Genomic DNA, 22,419 nt, shown 5'->3' with positions numbered 1-22,419 from the left:
CCCCCCACACCCGGCCGACCGACGAGGCACACCGTCGTCGGACGACCACCACTCACGAAGGGTAGGAACGATGCGCACACGACACGCAGGTGCTGCCGTGCTGGCCGCTCTCACCGCGCTCACGCTCGCAGCGTGCAGCAGCGGCGACGTCGGCGACGACAGCACGACCACGGACCCCGAGCAGTCCGCCGGAGGCAGCGGCGACGGCGGCGGCGAGACGGTCAAGATCGGCATCAAGTTCGACCAGCCCGGCCTGGGGTTCCAGGACGGGTCGTCGTACACGGGATTCGACGTCGACGTCGCCACCTACGTGGCGGGCGAGCTCGGCTTCTCCGAGGACCAGATCGAGTGGGTCGAGGCGCCGTCCGCCCAGCGCGAGACGATGCTGCAGACCGGGCAGGTCGACATGATCTTCGCGACGTACTCCATCACGGACACGCGCAAGGAGACCGTCGCGTTCGCCGGGCCGTACTTCGTCGCCGGTCAGGACCTGCTCGTCGCCGAGGACAACACCGACATCACCGGCCCCGAGTCGCTCGAGGGCAAGAACCTCTGCTCCGTCACGGGCTCGACGTCGGCGCAGCGCATCAAGGACGAGTACGCCGCGGGCGTGCAGCTCCTCGAGCGCCCCGGGTACGCCGAGTGCGTCACCGCGCTCACGGCGGGCCAGGTCGACGCCGTCACGACCGACGACATCATCCTCGCGGGCCTCGCGGCGCAGCCGCAGAACCAGGGCAAGGTGAAGGTGGTCGGGGCGCCGTTCTCCACCGAGCGCTACGGCGTCGGCCTGCCCCAGGACAACGAAGTCTGCGAGGACGTCAACGCCGCGATCGAGAAGATGATCGAGGACGGTTCCTGGGAGGAGTTCGTCAGCAAGAACACCGAGGGCACCGGGTACACGCCGAACGCGAGCGAGAACCCGCCGACGGTCGACCCCTGCGCCTGACCTCTCTGCCGGGGAGCGGAGCGCGGCGTGCCGCGCTCCGCTCCCCGGCCTCGTCCGGTCGGTCCACGACCACGCCCTCCCGGAGGATGACCAACCGTGGGTGACTACCTCTCCCAGTTCACCGAGCTCCTCAGCACCTACGACGTGCTCGGCGCGTTCTGGGTGAACATCCAGCTGACGTTCTGGGCTGCGATCTTCTCCCTGATCCTCGGCACGGCGCTCGCGCTCATGCGGATCTCCCCCGTCTCGAGCCTGCGGTGGGCCGGCTCGACCTACGTGAACCTCCTGCGCAACACGCCGCTGACGATCATCATGACGTTCATGGTCCTCGCGGTGTGGACCCAGCTGCAGATCAGCCTGTCCCCCGACTTCCCGACGAACTTCTTCCGGTTCGCGGTCATCGGCCTGACCGTCTACCACGCCGCCTTCGTGTGCGAGGCGATCCGCTCGGGCGTCAACACGGTGCCGATCGGCCAGGCCGAGGCGGCGCGGGCGATCGGCCTCTCCTTCGCTCCCGCCGCGCGCCTCGTCATCCTCCCGCAGGCGTTCCGCGGCGCCATCGCCCCCCTCGGCAACACCCTCATCGCGCTGCTGAAGAACTCCACCGTCGCGGCCGCCGCGAGCGTCACGACGGAGACGTCGAGCCTCATGCGCACGATGATCGAGTTCAACTCGAACTACATCTACGCGATCTTCCTCACCTTCGCGATCGGCTACGTGATCCTCGTCATCCCGATCGGCCTGCTCACCACCTCGCTCTCGACCCGATTGGCGGTCCGCCGATGAGCGCCCCGCGTCAGTCCGTCCTCTTCGACGCCCCCGGGCCCCGGGCCCGGCGCGCGATCGCCGTCGGCAACGTGATCGGCGCCGTGATCGTGATCGGGATCGCCGTGCTCGTGCTGCTGGAGCTCGGACGCAAGGGCCAGCTCTCGTGGGAGCAGTGGGGTCCCGTCTTCACCGCCAACGCGTGGGAGAACTTCTTCCTGCCGGGTCTCCAGAACACGCTGCGCGCCGCCGGGTTCGCGATCGTCGGTGCCGTGATCTTCGGGCTGGTCTTCGGCTCCGGCCGGCTCTCGCACGTGCGCGCGCTGCGCTGGGCGTGCGGTGTCGTCGTCGAGTTCTTCCGCGCCGTGCCGGTGCTCCTCATGATGATCTTCTTCTGGCTCCTGCTGGGGCTGCAGAAGGTCCCGGACGCCCCGTTCCTCGCGGTCGTGATCTCGCTCGTGCTCTACAACGGCTCGGTGATCGCCGAGCTCGTGCGGTCCGGCGTCGGCAACCTGCCGAAGGGCCAGGGAGAGGCCGGCGTGGCGATCGGCCTGACGCGCGGGCAGACCCTCCGGTCGATCCAGCTCCCGCAGGCGCTCATCGCGATGCTGCCCGCGCTCGTGTCGCAGCTCGTCGTCGTGCTCAAGGACACCGCGCTCGGGCAGATCATCACGTACCCCGAGCTGCTGCGGGCCGCGCAGATCCTCGGCACGGCCTTCGGCAACACCCTGCAGACCCTCACGGTCGCCGCGGTCATCTTCATCGTCATCAACTACGCCCTGACCGCCCTCGCCCAGTGGCTCTCACGCTTCCTCAGCGGGCGCACCGCGGGCGCCACGGCTGCGGGACCGGGCATCGGCAACCCGACGGCGGTCGCGGGCGGCCCCACGGAGGACGCCCCGGCCACCTCCACCGTGCGCTGACGCACCCGTCGCCCGCCCGTGCTCGGGCGGGCGACGGGCCGCTCTGCCGCGGGGTGGGCCGCCCGCGCTCGTCCGGGCCGGTCGAGCGGTCACTCCTCCGCGTCGAGCTCGCGCTGCACGATCTCGAAGGCCAGCCCGGGACTGTAGCCCTTGCGGGCGAGCGCGCCGACCGTCCGTCGCACGCGCACGTCGCGGTCGAGGCCGCGGGTCCTGGCGAGACGTGCCCGCGCGAGGGCGAGGGCGGCGTCCGCCTCGGAGTCGTCGTCCACCTGCTCGAGCGCGGCCGCGCCGACCTCGCCGTCGATCCCCCGCCGGCGCAGCTCGGTCGAGATCGCGCGGCGGGACAGCCCTCGCTCGGCGTGCCGCGTGCGGACGATCATCTCCGCGTACTGCGCGTCGTCGACGAGCCCGACCTCCTCGAAGCGGTCGAGGATGGGCAGCACGACGTGCTCCGGGTATCCCTTGCGCGCGAGCGACTGCGTGAGCTCCGCGCGGCTCTTCGGTGCCGCGGTGAGGATGCGCAGGACGGTCTCGCGGGCACGCTCGGCGAGATCGGCGTCGCTGATCGCGCCGCGCTCCACGAGCTCGTGCAGCGACGGGCGCGGGCGCCGCCCGGCCTTGCGGCCCGAGCGGCGCCCGTCGTCCTCCGCGGACGGGTCGACGGGCTCGGCGCCCTCGACCCCGTCCTGCTCGCCGATCAGAACGGCGACTTCTTCCCCTTGCCGGCCGCGGCGGTCGCCTTGGCCGGAGCGGCCACGGCGGCGTCGGCCGCGACGGTCACGCCGGCGGCCGGGTCGGCCGGTGCGTCGACCTTGGCCCCGACGCCGAGCTTCTCCTTGATCTTCTTCTCGAGCTCGTTCGCGAGGTCGGGGTTGTCGCGCAGGAACGAGCGCGCGTTCTCCTTGCCCTGCCCGAGCTGGTCGCCGCCGTAGGTGAACCACGACCCGGACTTGCGCACGAACCCGTGCTCCACGCCCATGTCGATGAGGCCACCCTCGCGGGAGATGCCGACCCCGTAGAGGATGTCGAACTCGGCCTGCTTGAACGGCGGCGCCATCTTGTTCTTGACGACCTTCACGCGGGTCCGGTTGCCGACAGCGTCGGTGCCCTCCTTGAGGGTCTCGATGCGGCGGATGTCGAGACGGACCGAGGCGTAGAACTTCAGCGCCTTGCCACCGGTCGTCGTCTCGGGAGAACCGAAGAACACGCCGATCTTCTCGCGGAGCTGGTTGATGAAGATGGCGGTCGTGCCGGACGCGCTGAGCGCACCGGTGATCTTGCGCAGCGCCTGCGACATGAGGCGGGCCTGGAGACCGACGTGGCTGTCGCCCATCTCGCCCTCGATCTCCGCCTTCGGCACGAGGGCCGCGACGGAGTCGATGACGATGATGTCGAGCGCGCCCGAGCGGATCAGCATGTCCGTGATCTCGAGCGCCTGCTCCCCCGTGTCCGGCTGGGAGACGAGCAGGGCGTCGGTGTCGACGCCGAGCTTCTTGGCGTACTCCGGGTCGAGGGCGTGCTCGGCGTCGATGAACGCCGCGATGCCGCCGGCGCGCTGGGCGCTGGCCACGGCGTGGAGCGCCACGGTCGTCTTTCCGGAGGACTCCGGGCCGTACACCTCGATGACGCGCCCGCGCGGCAGGCCGCCGATGCCGAGCGCGATGTCCAGCGCGATGGAGCCCGTGGGGATGACCTCGACGGGGGCACGGCCCTCTTCGCCGAGGCGCATGACGGAGCCCTTGCCGAAGCTCCGGTCGATCTGGGCGAGGGCTGCCTCGAGCGCCTTCTCGCGGTCTGCGGGTGCGGGCATGTCAGTCCACCTTCGGTTCGACGTCCATCTGTTCGTTGTGGCCCGACGTTACGGGCAGCCACCGACACGCGGTTCCGACGAGCCCCGGACCTGGGGACCGTCGTGCCGGACCGGCGTCCCGGGCCCGCCGGAGCGCGCCCTGTGCACAACTCTAGCCGAACACGTGTTCGATCACGGAACGCGCCCCGGCGTGTCCGCGGCTCGCGGGCTACCCGTCGTCGTCCGCGGACCACGACTCGCCGGGCCGCAGCACGACGACCCGCGTCCCGGGCGCCTCGCGCTGCACGGCCGCCTCGAACGCCGCGCCCGCGTGGTCCATCCAGCCGCGCGGCAGGTGCTGGCCGCCCGGCGCGTGCAGCGTCCCCCAGTGCACCGGCACCGCGACCCGCACCCCGACCTCGGCGCACACCCGCGCGGCCTGCACCGGGCCCAGGTGCCCGCCCGAGAGCCGCGGCCCCCACCCGCCGACCGGCACGAGGGCCACGTCCACCGGACCGCCCGCGAGCGCCGGGAGGTGCACCATCCCGGGGTGGTGCTGGGTGTCGCCCGCCACCCACACGCGCCGGCCGTCGGGACCGGTGGTCCGCACGAGGTGACCGTTCGCGGCGTTGGGCCGGTGCGGCATCGGCCGGTGCCCGTGCACCGCGGTGACGAGCCGCGTCTCGACCCCGGCCCCCGCCGGCCCCACGGCGTGCCACTCGTCGCCCAGCCCGACGCCGCGCAGCCCTTTGCCACGCAGCCACCGCGCGTTGGCGGGTGCCGTGAGGACCGGCACGTCGCCGAGGAGCCGCAGCGACCGCAGCTCGGCGTGGTCGTGGTGGAGGTGGGACAGCAGGACGGCGTCGCCGTCCCGCCACACCGGGGCCGGCTGCCCGCCGCGCCGGCGCAGCATCCCCGCGTGCCGGTGCAGGAGCGGGTCGGTCACGAGCCGCACCGTCGGCCCGCCGGGGGTCGCGGCGAGGTCGAGGACCGCGCTCGAGTGGCCGAGCCACGTCACGGTGACGCTCACGCGCCGCTTCCCCGGCCCGGCGCGTCCTCGGCCACCGGCCGCCGTACCCCCAGGTCGGTGAGCCACGCGACGAGCCGGCGGTGCACCGCCTCCGCCCCGACGAGCATCGGCGTGCCGTCGACGTCCTCGAGCTCGTCGTCGGGCACCGCGAGGTGCGCGGGGTGCAGCAGCACCGCCTGGTTCTGCGCCCCCCCGAGGCCGCCGTGCGACCCGACCAGACCCTCGAACGCGTGCACCATCCCGACCTCGTCGACGCTCGAGACGAGCACGAGGTCCCCGGCGTCCTCCAGCCCGGCGACGCGCACGAGGTCCGCCGCCGCACGCGACCCGAACGACGCGAGCGGGTCGGCGCCCAGGACCTCGCCCGTCAGCAGGTCGCGCGACCCGCCCCGGCCGTGCGCCCGGACCTCCCCGCGCGGGCCTCGTTCGACGACGACGCCGACCGCGGGGTTCGCGACGAGCCCCGGGAGCAGCGCGGGCCACCGGGCGCGGACCTCGTCGCCCGTGAGGCGCCGCGGTTCGCGCGGGAACCACACCATCCCGAGGTTGCCCGACCCGACGACCGCGACCTCGGGCAGCTCGGGCAGGGCGGGTGCGGCGTCGGCGCGGCGCTCGGAGCGGTCCGGGCCCACGAGCATGCGGCCCGCCTGCGCGTCCGGCTGCCCGGGCCGCAGCGCGTTGAGGGCCGTGTTGGCAGGGCCCCACGCCTCACTGTCCGGGGCCGTCGCCCGACGTCGTCCCTCACCCCGGGCGGGCGCGGCGCCGTCCCGCGCGCGGCCGTCGTCGTCCGCACGAGCGCCGTCGACAGGCGGGTCGAGCGCCATGAGGCGTCGCACCTCGTCGAGGAAGGACCGCCCGGTGACCTGCTCGAACGTCGGGCCGAGCGACTGCCCGTGGTCCGAGAGCACGACGACGTCGTAGCGCCGGGGCGCGACGGCCGCGACCTGCTCCCAGAGCCCGACGACGCGGTCCAGGCCCTCGAGCGCGCGCAGCGACTCCGGCCGCAGCGGCCCGGCGTGGTGCGCGATCTCGTCGTAGTCCACGAGGTCGACGCACACGACGGGCGCCCCGCGCACGAGCTGCTCCGCGACGAGCGTCGTGTTGAGGTCGCGGAGCACGACGTTCGTCACGGCGCGCAGCACCGGGTACCAGCCGAGGCGCGAGACGCGCGGCTCGACGCCGCGCACGGCCTGCTGCCAGCCCTGGTAGAGCTCCTTGAGCAGCTCGCCGAGCGCGACGACCACGGCGCGCACGAGGACGAACGGGCTCGCGAAGAAGTGCACGAACACCTGCCCGGGCCCCAGGCCCTCGCGCGCCCGGCTCATGACGAGCAGGCTCGTCGCCGCGTCCCCGGAGAACATCGTCGAGACGGCCACGCCGCCCCCCGCGAGCAGTCCGGCGCCGTCGCTCGTGCGCGCCTCGACCGCCGCCGCGTCGGCGGGCCGGTTCGTCACGACGAGCCTCCCCAGCGCGCGCGACCACCACCGGAAGGCGGGGACGTGCTCGGTCGACCCGTGCAGGAGCCCGACGGTCGAGGCCGGCGTCGTCGCGGGCACGCGGGCCCACCACGTCGCGAGGTGGTGGCTGCCGTCGCCCAGCCACCGCGCGAGCGTCGGGGCCAGGCCGGCCTGGAGGGCGTAGTCGAGCGTGGGGCGCGCGACGCCGTCGAGCAGGACGACGAGCAGGCCCGCCGGGCGCTCCGCCGCGGCGCCCGCGGCGGCTCCCCGGGGCACGCCCGCCTGGCGTCGCGCGCGCCGGAGCAGGTCCCCGATCACGTACTCGTTGTCGCTCGCCCCGACGACCCAGCGCCCGAGCGCCATGAGCACGGCCGCGATGACGAGGACGGCGAGGACGTCGGTCCACGTCCCGCTGCGGAACCCCGGGAGGTAGGTGAGCGCCGCCCACGCGACCGCGACCTGGGCGACCACGCCCGAGACGAGCGCGCCGACGACGCCGGCCCGGCGCGCGACCCCGCGCAGCACCGGCCGCAGCAGCGCGTCGCCCACCGCCACCGCGAGCGCCGCGAGGACGAGCGACCACGGGTTGGTCACCTCGACCCCGGGGACGACCCAGATCGCGAGCCCCAGCCCGGCCGCCGTCGAGACGAGCGACCAGGCCGCGCCGCGCACGTCGGCGGCGGTGAGGCGCAGCGTGGCGAGGCGGCCGCGGGCGGGAACGCTCATGCCGCCATCATCGCGGGGCGCGGCAGGGTGCGCCCCTCGGGCGTCCCCGGGTTCCGGGCAGGTCGGGGCCGGGCAGGTCGGGGCCGGGCAGGTCAGCGGCGCGGCGGCGCCTGGCGGTGGTCGTCGTTCCCCCAGCGCCGCGCGTCGGGCACGTCGAGCGCGTCGCACAGCGCGTGCCAGACGACGCGCGGCTCGACCCCGTCCTCGAGCGCCTGGGCGGCGGTCCGGTCGTCGAGCACGGACAGCACCTGCTCGCGCACGTAGGCGCGGCCCAGGGCCGCACCGAACACCTCGTCGACCAGCTCGGAGAACTCGCGGTAGCGCACGGACCAAGCCTTGCACGGATCCGCGGCCGCCCGGTCGCGCGCCGGGACGCGCGGGGCCGCACCGCGTCGCCCAAGGTCGCACCGAAGTCGCCCGGGGTCGCACCAGGTCGCGCCGAGGGCGCACGGGCAGGCCGCCGGGGCGCCGGCACGCTGCGGCGGGCGCGTGTGGGTGGGCAGCCCCAGAATGGGCGCGTGACCTCGGACCCGCTCGCCCGCTTCGCCGCGCCCACGCGCGCGTGGTTCTCGGGCGCGTTCGACGCGCCGACCGCCGCCCAGGCCGGTGCGTGGGAGGCCGTGTCGAGCGACCGGCACGCCCTCGTGGTCGCCCCGACGGGCTCGGGCAAGACGCTCGCCGCGTTCCTCTGGTCGCTCGACCGGATCCTCGCCGCGCCCCCGGACGAGGCCCCGGCTCGCGAGGCGCGCTGTCGCGTCCTCTACGTCTCCCCGCTCAAGGCGCTCGCCGCGGACGTCGAGCGGAACCTGCGCTCGCCGCTCGCGGGCATCCGCCAGGCCGCGGTGCGGCTCGGGCTCGACGTGCCGGACGTCGTCGTCGGCACCCGCACCGGGGACACCCCCACGAGCGAGCGCCGCCGGCTCGCGACCCACCCGCCCGACATCCTCATCACGACGCCCGAGTCGCTGTTCCTCGTGCTGACGTCGCAGGCGCGCGCGGGGCTCGTGGGCGTCGAGACGGTGATCGTCGACGAGATCCACGCGGTGGCGGGCACCAAGCGGGGCGCTCACCTGGCCGTGTCGCTCGAGCGCCTGGACGCGCTGCTCGAGGCGCACGAGCGGCCCCCGGCGCAGCGCGTCGGGCTCTCGGCCACGGTCCGCCCCGTCGAGGCGGTCGCGACCTTCCTCGGCGGGCACCGGCCCGAGGCCGAGGGCGGGCGCGAGGTCGTCGTCGTGCAGCCGCCGTCGAGCAAGCGCATCGAGGTCGACGTCGTCGTGCCCGTCCCGGACCTCTCGGACCTCGGGACGGCGGCACTCGTGCCGGACGCCGGGTCGCGGTCGGACGGCGGCCTGCCACCTCTGCCCCCCGGCGAGCGCGACCTCACGGGCCCTGCGACGTCGCGCCCGACGGGCGCGCCCGACGTCCGGCCACCGCGCCCGTCGGTCTGGCCGCACGTCGAGGAGCGGGTCGTCGACCTCGTCACCGACCACCGCTCCACGCTGGTCTTCACGAACTCGCGCCGCGGGGCGGAGCGCCTCACGGCGCGCATGAACGAGCTGTGGGCCGAGCGCCAGGGCGAGGACGTGCTCGACCCGGGCACGGTCACCGCGGCGCAGGTGCAGGCGCAGTCGGGCGCGAGCTCGGGCGTCGAGCCCGTCATCGCCCGCGCGCACCACGGGTCGATGAGCCGGGCCGAGCGCACGCGCACGGAGACCGAGCTCAAGGACGGCCGGCTGCCCGCGGTGGTCGCGACGTCGAGCCTCGAGCTCGGCATCGACATGGGCGCGGTGGACCTCGTGGTCCAGGTCGGGGCGCCGCCCTCGGTCGCGTCGGGCCTGCAGCGGATCGGGCGCGCGGGCCACCAGGTGGGGGCCGTGTCGCACGGCGTGGTGTTCCCCACGCACCGGGGCGACCTCGTGCCGTCGGCGGTCGTCGCCGAGCGCATGCGCTCCGGAGGTATCGAGGAGCTCCACGTGCTCGCCAACCCGCTCGACGTCCTCGCCCAGCAGGTCGTCGCGATGGTCGCGGTCGACGAGTGGACGGTCGCGGAGCTCGCGACGCTCGTGCGGCGCAGCGAGCCCTACGCGCACCTCGGCGACGCGTCGCTGCACGCCGTCCTCGACATGCTCGCAGGCCGCTACCCGAGCGAGGACTTCGGCGAGCTGCGCGCGCGGATCGTGTGGGACCGCGCGTCGGGCCGGCTGACCGGGCGGCCGGGCGCGCTGCGGCTCGCCGCGACGAGCGGCGGCACGATCCCCGACCGCGGGATGTACGGCGTGTTCCTCGCGACGGACGCCGGCACCGGGACCGTCGCGGGCGACCCGGACACCGCGGGCGGCCGCGCCCCGCGCGGCGGCAAGCGCGTCGGCGAGCTCGACGAGGAGATGGTCTACGAGTCGCGCGTCGGCGACACGTTCACGCTCGGTTCGAGCACGTGGCGCATCGAGGACATCACGCCCGACCGCGTGCTCGTCACGCCCGCGCCGGGCATCCCCGGGCGGCTGCCGTTCTGGAAGGGTGACTCCCCCGGCCGACCCGCCGAGCTCGGCCGTGCGCTCGGCGCGTGGGTGCGCGAGACGGACGCGCTCGCCGCCACCGACCCCGACGCGGCGGCCGACCGGCTCCGCACGGCAGGCCTCGACGCGTGGGCGAGCGACAACCTGCTGGCCTACCTGCGCGAGCAGCGCGACGCGACCGGACGCGTCCCCGACGACCGCACGGTCGTCGTCGAGCGCTTCCGCGACGAGCTCGGCGACTGGCGCGTCGTCGTGCACTCGCCGTACGGCGCGAAGGTGCACGCGCCGTGGGCGCTCGTGCTCGCCGCGCGCCTGCGCGAGCGCTACGGGGTCGACGCCGCCGCGATGCACGCCGACGACGGCATCGTCCTGCGGCTCCCGGACACCGGGGACTCGTGGCTCGAGGGAGCGACCGACGGCTCGGGCGGCCTCGGCGGGGACGCGCCCGTCGTCGGCGTCGAGGACCTGCTCCTCGACCCGGACGACGTGCTCGACGCGGTGCGCGACGAGCTCGGCGGGTCGGTGATGTTCGCGTCGCGGTTCCGCGAGGCCGCCGCCCGCGCGCTCCTGCTGCCCCGGCGTCGTCCGGACCGGCGCCAGCCGCTGTGGCAGCAGCGGCAGCGCTCGGCGCAGCTCCTGTCGGTGGCGTCGGAGTACCCGGAGTTCCCGATCGTCCTCGAGGCGGCGCGCGAGTGCCTGCAGGACGACTTCGACGTCGCGGCGCTCACCGACCTCATGCGCGACCTCGCCGCCGGGCGCGTGCGCCTCGTCGAGGTGACGACCCCGACGCCGTCGCCCTTCGCGCAGTCCCTCCTCTTCGGGTACACGGCGCAGTTCCTCTACGACGGCGACGCCCCGCTCGCGGAGCGCCGCGCCGCCGCGCTGTCGCTGGACCCCACCCTCCTCGCCGAGCTGCTGGGCGGCGACGGCGTCGCGGCCCAGCTCGCCGACCTGCTCGACCCCGCCCAGATCGAGCGGACCGAGGCCGAGCTCGGCGCGCTCGCGCCCGAGCGGCAGGCGCGCCACGCCGAGGACGTGTGGGACGTCCTGCGCCGGCTGGGCCCGCTCACCGAGGCCGAGGTCGCGGCGCGGACCCGCGAGGACGTGCGCGCCGACGTCGCGGCCTGGCTGCGCGAGCTCGAGGCCGCGCGCCGCATCATGCCCGTGCGGCTCGCGGGGGTCGCGCCCGAGCGCGCGCAGCAGTGGGCGGTCGTGGAGGACGCCGGCCGCCTGCGCGACGCGCTCGGCGTCGCGCTGCCCGTCGGCATCCCCGAGGTGTTCACCGAGCCCGTCCCCGACCCGCTCGGCGACCTCGTGCGCCGCCACGCCCGCACGCACGGCCCGTTCACCGCCGCCGACCTCGCCGCACGCCTCGGGCTTGGCGTCGCCGTCGTCGTGCAGACGCTCGAGCGGCTCGAGGCGGCCCGGCTCGTCGTGCGCGGGCGGCTGCGGCCGGAGGCGATCGGCGGCACGGGCGACGACTGGTGCGACGCCGAGGTGCTGCGCGTCCTGCGCCGGCGCTCGCTCGCCGCGCTGCGCGCCGAGGTGGAGCCCGTCCCCGCCGAGACGCTGGGCGTCTTCCTCCCGCGCTGGCAGGGGCTCGGCGCGCTGCGCGGCGTCGACGGGCTGCTGCGCGTCGTCGAGCAGCTCTCCGGCGCGGCCGTCCCCGCCTCGGCGCTCGAGACCCTCGTGCTCCCGGCGCGCGTCAGCGACTACACCCCGACGATGCTCGACGAGCTGACGACGACCGGCGAGGTCGTGTGGTGCGGGCACGCCCCGCTGCCCGGTTCCGGCGGCGGCGACGGTCTCGTCAGCCTCCACCTCGCGGAGTGGGCGCCGCTCACGCTGCCCGACCCGGGCCCGGCGCCCGAGACCGGCCTCCATGCCACGCTGCTCGACCTGCTGGAGGGCTCGGGCGGGTACTTCCTCCCGCGGCTGGCCCAGCGCGCCGGCGCGGAGACCGTCCCGACGCTCGAGGCGCTGTGGGACCTCGTGTGGTCGGGCCACGTGACGAACGACGGCCTCGGGTCGCTGCGCGCACGGCTCGGTGCCGCCGGGGGGACCCACCGCGCGCCGCGCGCCCCGGCGCGGGCCCGGCCGCTCGCGCGCGGCCGGTTCGCGGGCCTGCGGCCGCCGACGTCGCCCGAGACGGCCCTGCGCGGCGGCGCCGGTCGGTGGTCGGCGCTGCCCCCGCGCGAGCCCGACCCCACCCGCCGGGCGCACGCGCTCGCCCGCGTCCTGCTCGACCGCCACGGCGTGCTCACGCGCGCCGTCGCGCCCGCCGAGGGCGTCGCGGGGTCGTTCCGCGCGGTGTACCGCGTGCTGAGCGAGCTGGAGGCCACGGGCGCCGCGCGGCGCGGGTACTTCGTCGAGCACCTCGGCGGCTCGCAGTTCGCGCTCCCCGGCGCGGTCGACCAGCTCCGGACCGACGCGCAGGACCGTGAGCGCGCGCTCGAGGCCGACGCCGCGGCGGCCGCGACCGACCCGTTCGCCCCGCTCCCCGACGCGCGGACGTCGCGCGGCGGTCCGCGTCCCGGCGCCGTGCTGCTCGCCGCGACGGACCCGGCGAACCCCTACGGCGCGGCGCTGCCGTGGCCCACCCGCCCGACGACCGGACCCGGCGCGCCCGGCGCGCCCGGCACGGACGGCACGACCGGGGAGGGCTCGCGCGGTCACCGCCCGGGCCGCAAGGCGGGCGCCGTCGTCGTGCTGAGCGACGGCGACCTCGCGCTCTACGTCGAGCGCGGCGGGCGGTCCGTGCTGTCCTTCGTGGACGGCCCGCGGCTCGCCGAGGCGAGCGCGGCGCTGGTCCGCGCGGTGCGGGCGGGCACGCTCGGGAAGATCGTGGTGCAGCGCGTCGACGGCGTCGAGGCCCTGGCGGGTGCCGGCACGGCACGGACCCCGGCGGACGACGCGGTGCGCGCGCTGCTCGACGCCGGCTTCCGCGCGACGCCGCGCGGCCTGCGGGCGGCCTGACGTGCGGCGGTCGTCGCGCGCCCCCGGCCACGGGGGGCGGTCGCGTGCCCGAGGGTGACATCCTGCGTCTCGTGTCGGCCCGCCTCGACGAGGCGCTCAAGGACCGGGTGCTGGTCCGCTCGGACCTGCGGTGGCCGAGCGCCGCGGAGATCGACCTGGTCGGGCGGACGGTCGTCGGGAACCAGGCCTACGGGAAGCACCTGTTCACGCGGTTCGACGACGGCCGGTCCCTGCACACGCACCTGCGCATGGAGGGGTCGTGGCGGCTCGCCCGGACGGGCACGCACGACGCTCGAGGGGCGGAGCCGAACGTGCGCGTCGTCCTCGCGAACGAGTGGTGGACGGCGGTCGGGAACCGGATCGGGATGCTGCACGTGCTGCGCACCGCGGACGAGCGCGTGATCGTCGGTCCGCTCGGTCCCGACGTGCTCGGCGACGACTTCCCGGAGACCGGGCTGCCCGAGGCGGCCGCGCGGATGCGGGCCGACGACGCGGCGGGCGGGAGCGGCCCCCGGTACCGGCCGGAGCGGGCCGCAACGGGTGTGCCCGTCGCGGAGGCCCTGCTCGACCAGCACCTCGTCGCCGGCATCGGCACGATCTACACGGCCGAGTCGCTCTTCGCCGAGCACGTCTACCCGTGGACGCCCGTCCGCGACGTCGAGGACCTCGAGGGCCTCCTGCTCACGGCACGCACGCTCATGCAGCGCACGGTGCGGCACGGGTTCGACCCGCGCGCCGGCGTCGTGCGGCACGTGCACGGGCGCACACGAAAGGCGTGCCACGTGTGCGGCACGCCTGTCGCGGAAGGTACGGCGAACGAGCCCCCGTACGACCGTCCGATCTTCTGGTGTCCGACCTGCCAGGCACCGCCCGCAGCAGGATGACGGCCGGCGTCGCTGCCCCCGCTCCCGGTGCGGCCGGTGCCGGCCCGACCGTCAGCCGACGGGCTGCAGGTCCTCGCGGCGTGCCGTGCCCTCGGGATGCTGGCGACCCAGCACGGCCGTCGCGAAGTCGGCCGGGATGGTGTCGGGGATCAGCAGACCCTCGGCGACGGCGACCCGGTCGCTGACCTCGCGCAGCACCAACGACATCGGGATGTCGAGCGCCTCGCAGATCGAGCCGAGGAGCTCCGACGACGCTTCCTTCTGACCGCGCTCGACCTCGCTGAGGTAGCCCAGCGAGACCCGTGCGGCGGAGGACACCTCTCGCAGGGTGCGCCCCTGTCGCTGGCGAGCGTCTCGCAGCACGTCCCCGATCTCTCGTCGAAGAACAATCATCTGGCGACCCCCTTCCGTGTCCCGTGCGCCCCCGGGAGCCGGAGAGGCCCCCACCTGGGTGCGCGAACTGCTCGTGCCGGTCTTCCTGTTCACTGCCCCGCGTGACGGGGTCGTCCTACCGTACCCCGCCCGCGGTCCGCTCACGTCGCCGGTGCCCCGTGCGGGACGGGGCGCGGGCGCGTTGTCCGTGCGTCCCACCGGTCGGTTGACGGTCCTGTTGGCGATCACGTGCTGTGCAACGTCGCGACGTGGGGTGTTGTTCCCGCGCCGGGCCTCCCGGCCGCTCCCCCGCGGCACGTTCACGACGTCTCCACGACGCCTCCGGCCCGGTCCACGCCCGGCCGGGCGGCCGACGCTCCCGCCGACGATTTCACCCAGCACGGGGCATCGTCACGCCGTCGGTGGCCGGGGCCCGACCGTCGCGCGCGCGAGCGCCACCGCGGCGGCCACGGTGGCGGCGCGGACGGCCGTACGGTCGCCCGCCAGGTGCAGCTCTCGCACCTCCGTGCCCCCCGGTCCGCTCGCGGCGACGAAGACGGTCCCCGGGGCCCGGCCGTCCTGCGGGTCGGGGCCCGCGACGCCCGTGGTCGCGACCCCGACGTCTGCCCTCAGCACGTCGCGCACGCGCTCGGCCATCTGGCGTGCGACCTCCGGGTGCACGGCCCCGTGCGCGGCGAGCAGGCCGCAGTCGACGCCGAGGACCGACTTTTTGACGTCGGTCGCGTACGCGACGACGGCGCCCCGGAGCACGCGCGAGGCGCCGGGCACGTCGACGATCGTCGCGCTGAGCAGGCCGCCCGTGAGCGACTCGGCCGTCGCGAGGGTCCACCCGCGGGCCTCCAGAGCGCCGAGCAGCTCGACGACGTCGGGCCGCACGTCCGGGCCGGTGACCGACGAGCTCCCCGGCGGGACCGGAGCGTCGGTCACGAGACGGGCGCGCCGTCCGTGCTCGGACCCCGCTCGACGACCCGGGCTGCGCGCACCGCGTCGCGGCGCAGGCGCCAGCCCTGATACGCGTACTCCAGGCCGGTCACGACGGTGACGAGGATGGCCGCGGCGAGCACGATCCAGGCGACGACGCCGACGAACGCCGGCAGGTGCGCGAGCGGCAGCACGAAGAGCGTGATCGCGACGGTCTGCAGCACGGTCTTGAGCTTCCCGCCGCGGGACGCAGGCATGACCGCGTACTTGAGGACGGCGAACCGCAGGAGCGTGACGCCCAGCTCGCGCGCGAGCACGACGACGGGGACCCACCAGGGCAGCTCGCCGAGCGGCCACGCGAGCAGCACGAGGGCGGTGCCCACGAGCAGCTTGTCCGCGATGGGGTCGAGGAGCTTGCCCAGGTCCGTGACGAGGTCGTAGCGCCGCGCGAGGTAGCCGTCGAGGCGGTCCGACGTGGCGGCGAGGACGAAGATGCCCGTCGCGACGAGGCGCCACGTGACGGACTCCCCGCCGTCGACGAGGAGCGCCCACGCGAAGAACGGGACGAGCAGGATCCTCGCCATGGTGACGAGGTTCGCGGAGTTCCACGGCGAGGGGACGGCGTTGACCACGTCACCAGCCTAGGGGGTCGTCCGGGGTGCGCCGACCGTCGGCAGCACCACCGGCCGCTCGGGTCACCGCCAGCCCGACTCCACGTCGGCGTCGTCGTGGTACTCCGTCGCGACCGGGGGCATGTGCCCGTCGGTGCCCTCGCCGTAGTCGTGGCCGCCCCCTGCGCCCTGGGGCGCGAGGGCCGCGGCGGGCGCCTGGCCGTCGAAGACGTCCTGCGCGGGCTCGCCCCGGATGAGGGCGAGCGCCGACGGCAGCTCCTCGGGCGTCACGAGCACCTCGCGGGCCTTGGACCCCTCGGACGGCCCGACGATCTCGCGCGACTCCAGGAGGTCCATGAGGCGACCCGCCTTGGCGAACCCGACGCGCAGCTTGCGCTGGAGCATCGACGTCGAGCCGAACTGCGACGTCACGACGAGCTCGGCCGCCTGGAGCAGCAGGTCGAGGTCGTCACCGATGTCCTCGTCGATCTGCTTCTTCGTGGCCGCCTGCGTGACGTCCTCGCGATAGACGGGCTTGAGCTGGCTCTTCACGTGCTCGACGACGGCGTGCACCTCGGACTCCGAGACCCACGCGCCCTGCACGCGCATGGGCTTGGCCGCACCCATGGGCAGGAACAGGGCGTCGCCCTGGCCGATGAGCTTCTCCGCGCCGGGCTGGTCGAGCACGACGCGCGAGTCCGCGAGGGACGACGTCGCGAACGCGAGCCGCGACGGCACGTTCGCCTTGATGAGGCCCGTCACGACGTCGACCGACGGGCGTTGCGTCGCGAGCACCAGGTGGATGCCCGCCGCGCGCGCGAGCTGCGTGATGCGCTGGATCGAGGCCTCGACGTCGCGCGGGGCGACCATCATGAGGTCGGCGAGCTCGTCGACGACGACCAGCAGGTACGGGTACGTCGCGATCTTGCGCTCGGAGCCGGGCAGCGGCTTGACCTTGCCGGCGCGGACGGCGGCGTTGAAGTCGTCGATGTGCTTGAACCCGAACGCGGCGAGGTCGTCGTAGCGGGCGTCCATCTCGCGGACGACCCAGTCGAGGGCCTCCGCGGCCTTCTTCGGGTTCGTGATGATGGGCGTGATGAGGTGCGGGATGCCCTCGTAGATCGTCAGCTCGACGCGCTTGGGGTCCACGAGCACGAGCCGCACCTGCTCGGGCGTCGAGCGCATGAGGATCGACGTGATCATGGAGTTGATGAAGCTCGACTTGCCCGCGCCCGTCGCGCCCGCGACGAGGATGTGCGGCATCTTCGCGAGGTTCGCGACGACGTAGCCGCCCTCGACGTCCTTGCCCACGCCCATGACCATGGGGTGCTCGGTGCGCCGCGCGGCCGACGACCGCAGGACGTCGCCGAGCACGACCGTCTCGCGGTCCGTGTTGGGGATCTCGATGCCGATGGCCGACTTGCCGGGGATCGGCGCGAGGATGCGCACGTCGGCGCTGGCCACCGCGTACGCGATGTTGTTGGACAGCGACGTGATGCGCTCGACCTTGACCTTGGGCCCGACCTCGACCTCGTAGCGCGTGACCGTCGGGCCGCGCGTGAACCCGGTGACCTTCGCGTCGACCTCGAACTGCTCGAACGTCTGCGTGAGCGCCTCGACCACGCGGTCGTTCGCGGCTGAGCGCACCTTGTGCGGCGCGCCCTTGACGAGCGCGTCCTCGTCCGGGAGCAGGTAGACCGTGTCGCCCTCGAGCATGGGCTGCACGCCCCGGGGCATCGGGCCGGGCGGGGGCGGCGGCACGCTGCCGACGCCGTCCTCCGGGGAGGGCGCGACCGCGCCCATCGCGGCCGCCGCCGTGTCCTGCGCGGCCCCCTGCCCGACGGCGGGGACCACCTCCGTGGCGGCCGTGCCGGCGGCCGGCTCCTCCGCGCGACGCTTCTTCCCCCGGCCGCGCGGCGCGTCGTCCTCGTAGTCGAGGAACGCGGCCGTCTCGAAGGCCTCGTCGCCCGAGAAGCCGCCCTCGGGCTTCTCGATCTCGGCCGCCTCCGCCGCGCGCTGCGCCTTGGTGCGCCGCGGCTTGCGCGGTCGGCGACCCGTCGGCGGCTCGCTGCCGTCGTGGCGCGAGACGCCCTCCGCGAGCGGGAGCCCGTCGGCGTCGAGCGCGTCGTCCTCGGTGCGGTGGTTGCCGGTGAGCACGTCGTAGAGGCCACGCAGCCGGCTCGGGATGCGGTGCACGGGCGTCGCGGTGACGACGAGCAGCCCGAAGAACCCGAGGAGCAGGAAGATGGGGACGGCGAACCACGGCGTCAGCCCGGCGGTCACGGGCGTGGCCGCCAGATAGCCGACGATGCCCCCCGCGTCCTGCACCGCCGCGAAGCCGTCGCGCGGCGCGGGCAGGTCCTCCGAGATGTGCACGAGGGAGCACACGGACACGACGATGAGCGTGAGCCCGATCGCGACGCGCGAGTTCGCCTGGGCGCGCTCGGGGTGCCGCATGATGCGCACCGCGAGCCAGAGCAGCAGGACCGGGACCGCGACGCCGGCGAGACCGAACGTCCCCGCGACGACGCCGTGGACGACCTTGCCGAACGTGCCCTGGATGCCCCACCACTCGCGGGCCGCGACGACGACCGCGAGGGCGATGAGGGTGAACGCGACGCCGTCGCGCCGGTGTGCCGGGTCCAGCTCTCTTGCTCCTCTTCCGATGGTGCGCACGAGCGATCCCACGCCGTGCGCGGCGCCGAGCCAGACCCCCCGCACCGCCCGGACGGGCCACGGCGGCCCTGCCGCCGGGCGACGCGCCGGGCGGCGCGCGCTGGACGAGGAGGACCGTCCGCGACCGGTTCCGGCGCGCGACGTGCCGCGGGCCGTGGACGAACCGCCGCGCGCCGCGGTGCGGGGCGCTGGTGTGCGGTTGCTCGCGGTCCGACGTGCCTGCGGGGACGTGCGGGTCGCCATAGTGGTCCTAACCTACCTGCGAGGGACGACGGCGCCCGGGACCCCGGGGCGCGTGTCCCCCGCGGACCGGGGTTCGGGCACGTGCCCGCGACCCGGTCCCGCGAGGACGAGCGGAGGACCGATGGACGATCACGCGGGCGTGCGGCGCAGCACCGCCGACGCGACCACGGACGGCGAGCAGGCGCACGCGCGCGACCTCGTGGAGGTCCGCCCGGGGGTCTGGGTGGCGACCGCGACGATCTGGGCGACGACGTCGACGGTCGTGGTCGCGCCCGACGGCGAGGCGCTCGTCGTCGACCCCGCGGTCACGGTCGAGGAGGTCGAGGCGCTGGCCGCCGCCGTCCACGGTCGCGGCTGGCGCGTGACGGCCGGGTTCGCGACCCACCCGCACTGGGACCACGTGCTGTGGTCCCGCTCCTTGGGCGACGCCCCGCGCTACGCCACGGCCCGCGGCGCCGACGCCGTCCGGTCGCGGGGGGCGGACCTGGTCGCCGCGACCGACGCCGCAGCGCCCGGCCACGACCCGACGCTCGTCGGCGCGCTCACGCCGCTCCCCCGCGGCGCACGACGCCTGCCGTGGCCGACCGCACCGACCCCCGGTCAGGCCGAGGAGCGGCCCGGCGCGCAGGCCGACGGGAAGACCGACGTCGTCGTGGTCGAGCACGACGCCCACGCGCCGGGCCACGCGGCGCTCGTCGTGCGGGGCGTGCTGCTCGCGGGCGACATGCTCTCGGACGTGGAGGTGCCGCTCGTCGACACCGGGTCGCGCGACCCGGTGCGCACGTACCGCGGGGCGCTCGACGCGCTCGAGCTCGCGGCGCGCGACGTCGACGCGCTCGTCCCGGGCCACGGGAGCCCGGCCGTCGGCCGTGCCGCCGTCGCCGCGCGCTTCGCGGCCGACCGCGCCTACCTCGACGCGCTGGAGCACGCGGTCGTGCACACGGACGCCGTGGTGGCCGACGACCGGCTCACCGGCTACGTCGCGACGTGGCACGACGAGCAGCTCGCCGCGCTGCGCGCGCGCTGAGGCCGCCCGAGCGGTCGTGCCCGGATCGCGGAGCCGCGGTCCGACGACACGAGGCCTCCTGGACCCGCCGCGCTCCGCGCTCAGTCGTCGAGCCCGAGCTCGACCGACCGGGCGAGCGCCGCGTCGAGGGCCCGCTCGTCGGTGACGAGGCGGTGCAGGTGCCGCGCCGCGACGTGCAGGGCGTCGAGGTCGGAGCCGTAGACGCTCACCATGCCGCCCTCGGGGTCGAACCCGACGGCCCCCAGCACGTCCGGCTCGTGGTCGGTCAGCGTGGCCTGGAGCGCGCCGGAGAAGTCGTAGCCCGAGCCCTCGACGCCGTGCCGCTCGAGCGCACCCTGGTGGTGGTGCCACTCCGGCCCGCCGGGCGAGTAGATGATGCTCCACCCCTGCGCCAGCGTGACGAGACGGACGGGGTCGAGCGGGACGAAGTCCTCGGCGGTGGTCATGCCGGAACCGTAGCGAGAGCCACCCACGTCGGGCTCCCGGGGTCGGTCAGCCGAGGAACAGTCCGACGGCGAGCGTCACGACGCCCGCCGCGAGGACGACGGCCCCCGCGGGCAGCAGCGCGACGGCCCGGTTCGGCGTCTCGCGACCGGGGCCGACGGCCGACAGGAAGAAGCCGGCCGGGAGCAGGATCGCCGCGACGAGCACGCCGGTCGCCGCGAGCCAGCGCCAGGGGCCGGCGAGGCCGGTGGCCTCCGTGAGCAGCAGGCAGACGAGGCCGAGGATCACGAGCACCCCCGCGTGCGCGTGCCCGGCACGGAAGAACGACGTCTGGAACCCGGTGGCCGGGACCCGCCGCGTCACCACGCGCACGAGGAACGCCCCGCCGGACTCGATGCCGACGACGGTGAGGAGGACGATGCCGGCGGTGAGGCGGGCGGCGTCGGTGAGCTCGAGCACGGGGACCTCCAGGGGGCGGCGCGAGAGCTCGCGCACCGGTTTGCGAACACTGTTATAGAACATCGTTCGCGAACGCTCGTCAAGGCCCCTAGACTCGGCGCGTGGCACGACCCCGACTGCACGACGACGCCCTGCGCGACCGCCTCCTCGACGTGGCGTCGCGCGTCGTCTCCACGCACGGGGAGGCCGCGGTGACGGTCCGGTCGGTCGCGACCGAGGCCGGGACGAGCGCGTCGGCGGTGTACGCGCTCTTCGGCAGCCGCGACGAGCTCGTCGCCGCCGTCTCCGCGGAGGGCTTCCGGCGCTTCGCCGCACGCCTCGCGACGGTCCCCCGCACCGACGACCCCGCTGCCGACCTGGCGGCCCTCGGTCGCGCGTACCGCGACTTCGCGCTGGCCGACCCGCACTTCTACGCCGTGATGTTCGCGCGCGGCGTCCCGCCGGGACCGGGCCGGCACGAGGCGGTCGAGGAGCCCACGTTCCGCGTGCTGCGCGACGCCGCCGCGCGCCTCGTCCCCGAGGACGCGGGTGCCGCCGACGTCGCGCTCGGCCTCTGGGGGCTCGTGCACGGCCTGGTCTCGCTCGAGCTCGCGGGCCTCGTGCCCGGCGGGGACGACGCCCGGGCGGCGCGCTACGCCGCGACGCTCGCCGCCGTCGGTCCGGGGCTCGTGCGACGCGACGCCGACAGCTAGGCCGGGAGCAGCAGGCCCGTCCGCCTGCCCACGGCGAGCGGACGCGCGGTCACCGGGCGTCGACTCCCGTGGCGGCACGCTGGCCCGCGGTGATCTCGCGGACGGTGCGCACCCACAGGACGAGCGCGAGGACGACGCCCGCGGTGCCCACCGTCTCCGCGACGGGCAGCAGCGCGAAGGTCCCGGCCGCACCGGCCGAGGAGAGCGTCGTCAGCTGCGTGGCGACGTTCGTCGCGACGCTCCACAGGATCCACCCGGCCCACCACCACCCGAGGCCGCGGCGCGGGGCGACGACGGTCGCGGCGCGCACGTCGCGCACGACCTGGTACGGGAACCACAACGCGACGACCGGCACGATCCACCCGAGCCAGACCCACACCCGGCTGCGCGCGTGCCCGTGCGCGGGCGACACGGCCTCGGCGAGCACGCGGCTCTGCCACAGCCACAGGCACGTCACGATCGCCGCGGCGAGCTGGACGGGAAGGAGCAGCAGGCCCACGGCGTCGTACCCGGTGAGGACCTCGGCGCTCGGGGTGCCGGCGCGGGCGGCGCGCTCGAACTCTTCGGCCGCACCGAACGACGTGACCCAGGCCAGCACCTGCACGGCGGTGACCGCGACCGCGAGCGCGATCGTCCCCGTCGCGAGGCCCCCGGGGACGGGCGGTCGCGGGACGTAGCCGTACCCGCCGCCGTACGCGCCGTACACCGGGGCCGTCGGCTGCCCGTACGCGGGCGCGGAGAGCGGCGTCGGTCCGGTGGAGCCGAAGGGCGGGGGCGCAGCCTGCCCGTACGCGGGCACGGGCGCGGCGCCGTACGCGCCGTACTGCGGTACCGGCCGGCCGGGCGCCGAAGGCTGTCCGGGGACGGGGCCGCCGGGCTGTCCGTAGGGCGGGACCCCGGAGGGGTCGTGGTGCGTCAAAGGGTGCCTCCTGCGCTGGTCG

Annotated in this window: 19 protein-coding genes; 7 read left to right on the top strand and 12 right to left on the bottom strand. The window is 75.5% G+C overall.

What is annotated here, in order from left to right:
- Positions 1 to 70: 70 nt before the first annotated feature.
- The 3 genes from HKK73_RS07975 to HKK73_RS07965 all read left to right on the top strand — a co-directional run bounded on the left by HKK73_RS07975 (position 71) and on the right by HKK73_RS07965 (position 2,634).
- Positions 71 to 946, top strand: a complete 876-nt coding sequence (locus HKK73_RS07975; protein WP_171467777.1) for a glutamate ABC transporter substrate-binding protein — start codon at positions 71 to 73, stop codon at positions 944 to 946.
- Positions 947 to 1,042: 96 nt separating this feature from the next.
- Positions 1,043 to 1,732: an amino acid ABC transporter permease gene (locus HKK73_RS07970; protein ID WP_021482422.1), complete on the top strand. Its 690-nt coding sequence runs from the start codon at positions 1,043 to 1,045 to the stop codon at positions 1,730 to 1,732.
- Positions 1,729 to 2,634: an amino acid ABC transporter permease gene (locus tag HKK73_RS07965; RefSeq protein ID WP_021482421.1), complete on the top strand. Its 906-nt coding sequence runs from the start codon at positions 1,729 to 1,731 to the stop codon at positions 2,632 to 2,634. Before HKK73_RS07970 ends, HKK73_RS07965 begins: the two co-directional genes overlap by 4 nt.
- A gap of 89 nt (positions 2,635 to 2,723) precedes the next feature.
- Here the strand turns inward: HKK73_RS07965 and HKK73_RS07960 are convergent, their stop codons facing one another.
- From HKK73_RS07960 to HKK73_RS07940, 5 genes are all read right to left on the bottom strand, one after another.
- A complete protein-coding gene (locus HKK73_RS07960) occupies positions 2,724 to 3,215 on the bottom strand; it encodes a regulatory protein RecX (protein WP_253705848.1) in 492 nt (163 codons plus the stop codon).
- Between the two features lie 116 nt (positions 3,216 to 3,331).
- A complete protein-coding gene (gene recA, locus HKK73_RS07955) occupies positions 3,332 to 4,444 on the bottom strand; it encodes a recombinase RecA (RefSeq protein WP_034655657.1) in 1,113 nt (370 codons plus the stop codon).
- Positions 4,445 to 4,652: 208 nt separating this feature from the next.
- On the bottom strand, positions 4,653 to 5,453 hold the full coding sequence (locus tag HKK73_RS07950; protein WP_171467776.1) for an MBL fold metallo-hydrolase: 801 nt from the start codon (positions 5,451 to 5,453) through the stop codon (positions 4,653 to 4,655).
- Positions 5,450 to 7,636 (bottom strand): alkaline phosphatase family protein, encoded by a 2,187-nt coding sequence (locus HKK73_RS07945; RefSeq protein WP_171467775.1) that lies wholly within the window; start codon positions 7,634 to 7,636, stop codon positions 5,450 to 5,452. Before HKK73_RS07945 ends, HKK73_RS07950 begins: the two co-directional genes overlap by 4 nt.
- A 92-nt stretch (positions 7,637 to 7,728) precedes the next feature.
- Positions 7,729 to 7,962 carry a DUF3046 domain-containing protein gene (locus HKK73_RS07940; RefSeq protein ID WP_085388098.1) on the bottom strand — a complete coding sequence of 78 codons (234 nt, stop codon included), beginning with the start codon at positions 7,960 to 7,962 and terminating at the stop codon, positions 7,729 to 7,731.
- Positions 7,963 to 8,154: 192 nt separating this feature from the next.
- Here HKK73_RS07940 and HKK73_RS07935 point away from each other — a divergent pair, with 192 nt between their 5' ends.
- A complete protein-coding gene (locus HKK73_RS07935; RefSeq protein WP_171467774.1) occupies positions 8,155 to 13,128 on the top strand; it encodes a DEAD/DEAH box helicase in 4,974 nt (1,657 codons plus the stop codon).
- A gap of 44 nt (positions 13,129 to 13,172) precedes the next feature.
- On the top strand, positions 13,173 to 14,012 hold the full coding sequence (locus HKK73_RS07930) for a DNA-formamidopyrimidine glycosylase family protein (RefSeq protein WP_061267560.1): 840 nt from the start codon (positions 13,173 to 13,175) through the stop codon (positions 14,010 to 14,012).
- 51 nt (positions 14,013 to 14,063) lie between these two features.
- Here HKK73_RS07930 and HKK73_RS07925 read toward each other — a convergent pair whose 3' ends face one another.
- The 4 genes from HKK73_RS07925 to HKK73_RS07910 all read right to left on the bottom strand — a co-directional run bounded on the left by HKK73_RS07925 (position 14,064) and on the right by HKK73_RS07910 (position 18,856).
- Positions 14,064 to 14,405 (bottom strand): helix-turn-helix domain-containing protein, encoded by a 342-nt coding sequence (locus HKK73_RS07925; protein WP_021483863.1) that lies wholly within the window; start codon positions 14,403 to 14,405, stop codon positions 14,064 to 14,066.
- 390 nt (positions 14,406 to 14,795) lie between these two features.
- Positions 14,796 to 15,332 (bottom strand): CinA family protein, encoded by a 537-nt coding sequence (locus HKK73_RS07920; protein WP_369824900.1) that lies wholly within the window; start codon positions 15,330 to 15,332, stop codon positions 14,796 to 14,798.
- Positions 15,329 to 15,958, bottom strand: a complete 630-nt coding sequence (gene pgsA / locus HKK73_RS07915; protein WP_021483781.1) for a CDP-diacylglycerol--glycerol-3-phosphate 3-phosphatidyltransferase — start codon at positions 15,956 to 15,958, stop codon at positions 15,329 to 15,331. The genes HKK73_RS07920 and pgsA overlap by 4 nt, the downstream gene beginning before the upstream one ends.
- Positions 15,959 to 16,021: 63 nt before the next feature.
- Positions 16,022 to 18,856: a DNA translocase FtsK gene (locus tag HKK73_RS07910; protein ID WP_232322581.1), complete on the bottom strand. Its 2,835-nt coding sequence runs from the start codon at positions 18,854 to 18,856 to the stop codon at positions 16,022 to 16,024.
- A 121-nt stretch (positions 18,857 to 18,977) separates the two neighbouring features.
- Between HKK73_RS07910 and HKK73_RS07905 the strand changes: the two genes are divergently transcribed.
- Positions 18,978 to 19,883 carry an MBL fold metallo-hydrolase gene (locus HKK73_RS07905; RefSeq protein ID WP_085388101.1) on the top strand — a complete coding sequence of 302 codons (906 nt, stop codon included), beginning with the start codon at positions 18,978 to 18,980 and terminating at the stop codon, positions 19,881 to 19,883.
- 80 nt (positions 19,884 to 19,963) lie between these two features.
- On the opposite strand, the gene HKK73_RS07900 is transcribed toward HKK73_RS07905, so the two are convergent.
- Entirely contained in the window at positions 19,964 to 20,329 is a 366-nt protein-coding gene (locus HKK73_RS07900; RefSeq protein ID WP_061267556.1) for an Imm51 family immunity protein, read from the bottom strand.
- Positions 20,330 to 20,375: 46 nt separating this feature from the next.
- Positions 20,376 to 20,822 (bottom strand): hypothetical protein, encoded by a 447-nt coding sequence (locus tag HKK73_RS07895; RefSeq protein ID WP_332306522.1) that lies wholly within the window; start codon positions 20,820 to 20,822, stop codon positions 20,376 to 20,378.
- Positions 20,823 to 20,887: 65 nt separating this feature from the next.
- Between HKK73_RS07895 and HKK73_RS07890 the strand changes: the two genes are divergently transcribed.
- Positions 20,888 to 21,478, top strand: a complete 591-nt coding sequence (locus tag HKK73_RS07890) for a TetR/AcrR family transcriptional regulator (RefSeq protein WP_171467773.1) — start codon at positions 20,888 to 20,890, stop codon at positions 21,476 to 21,478.
- Positions 21,479 to 21,527: 49 nt separating this feature from the next.
- Here HKK73_RS07890 and HKK73_RS07885 read toward each other — a convergent pair whose 3' ends face one another.
- Complete coding sequence (locus HKK73_RS07885) at positions 21,528 to 22,397, bottom strand: DUF4328 domain-containing protein (RefSeq protein WP_171467772.1); 870 nt, start codon at positions 22,395 to 22,397, stop codon at positions 21,528 to 21,530.
- Positions 22,398 to 22,419: the final 22 nt, after the last annotated feature.

Origin of the sequence: Cellulosimicrobium sp. 72-3, from assembly GCF_013127315.1 — a bacterium.
GTDB lineage: Bacteria > Actinomycetota > Actinomycetes > Actinomycetales > Cellulomonadaceae > Cellulosimicrobium > Cellulosimicrobium funkei.
This window is presented reverse-complemented; position numbering and strand designations above follow the sequence as displayed.

Bases quoted from the DNA above. Each gene is read 5' to 3' on its own strand.
- HKK73_RS07945 (WP_171467775.1), bottom strand. From the start codon at position 7,636: ATGAGCGTTCCCGCCCGCGGCCGCCTCGCCACGCTGCGCCTCACCGCC.
- recA (WP_034655657.1), bottom strand. From the start codon at position 4,444: ATGCCCGCACCCGCAGACCGCGAGAAGGCGCTCGAGGCAGCCCTCGCC.
- HKK73_RS07900 (WP_061267556.1), bottom strand. From the start codon at position 20,329: ATGACCACCGCCGAGGACTTCGTCCCGCTCGACCCCGTCCGTCTCGTC.
- HKK73_RS07925 (WP_021483863.1), bottom strand. From the start codon at position 14,405: ATGATTGTTCTTCGACGAGAGATCGGGGACGTGCTGCGAGACGCTCGC.
- HKK73_RS07975 (WP_171467777.1), top strand. From the start codon at position 71: ATGCGCACACGACACGCAGGTGCTGCCGTGCTGGCCGCTCTCACCGCG.
- HKK73_RS07910 (WP_232322581.1), bottom strand. From the start codon at position 18,856: ATGGCGACCCGCACGTCCCCGCAGGCACGTCGGACCGCGAGCAACCGC.
- HKK73_RS07905 (WP_085388101.1), top strand. From the start codon at position 18,978: ATGGACGATCACGCGGGCGTGCGGCGCAGCACCGCCGACGCGACCACG.
- HKK73_RS07965 (WP_021482421.1), top strand. From the start codon at position 1,729: ATGAGCGCCCCGCGTCAGTCCGTCCTCTTCGACGCCCCCGGGCCCCGG.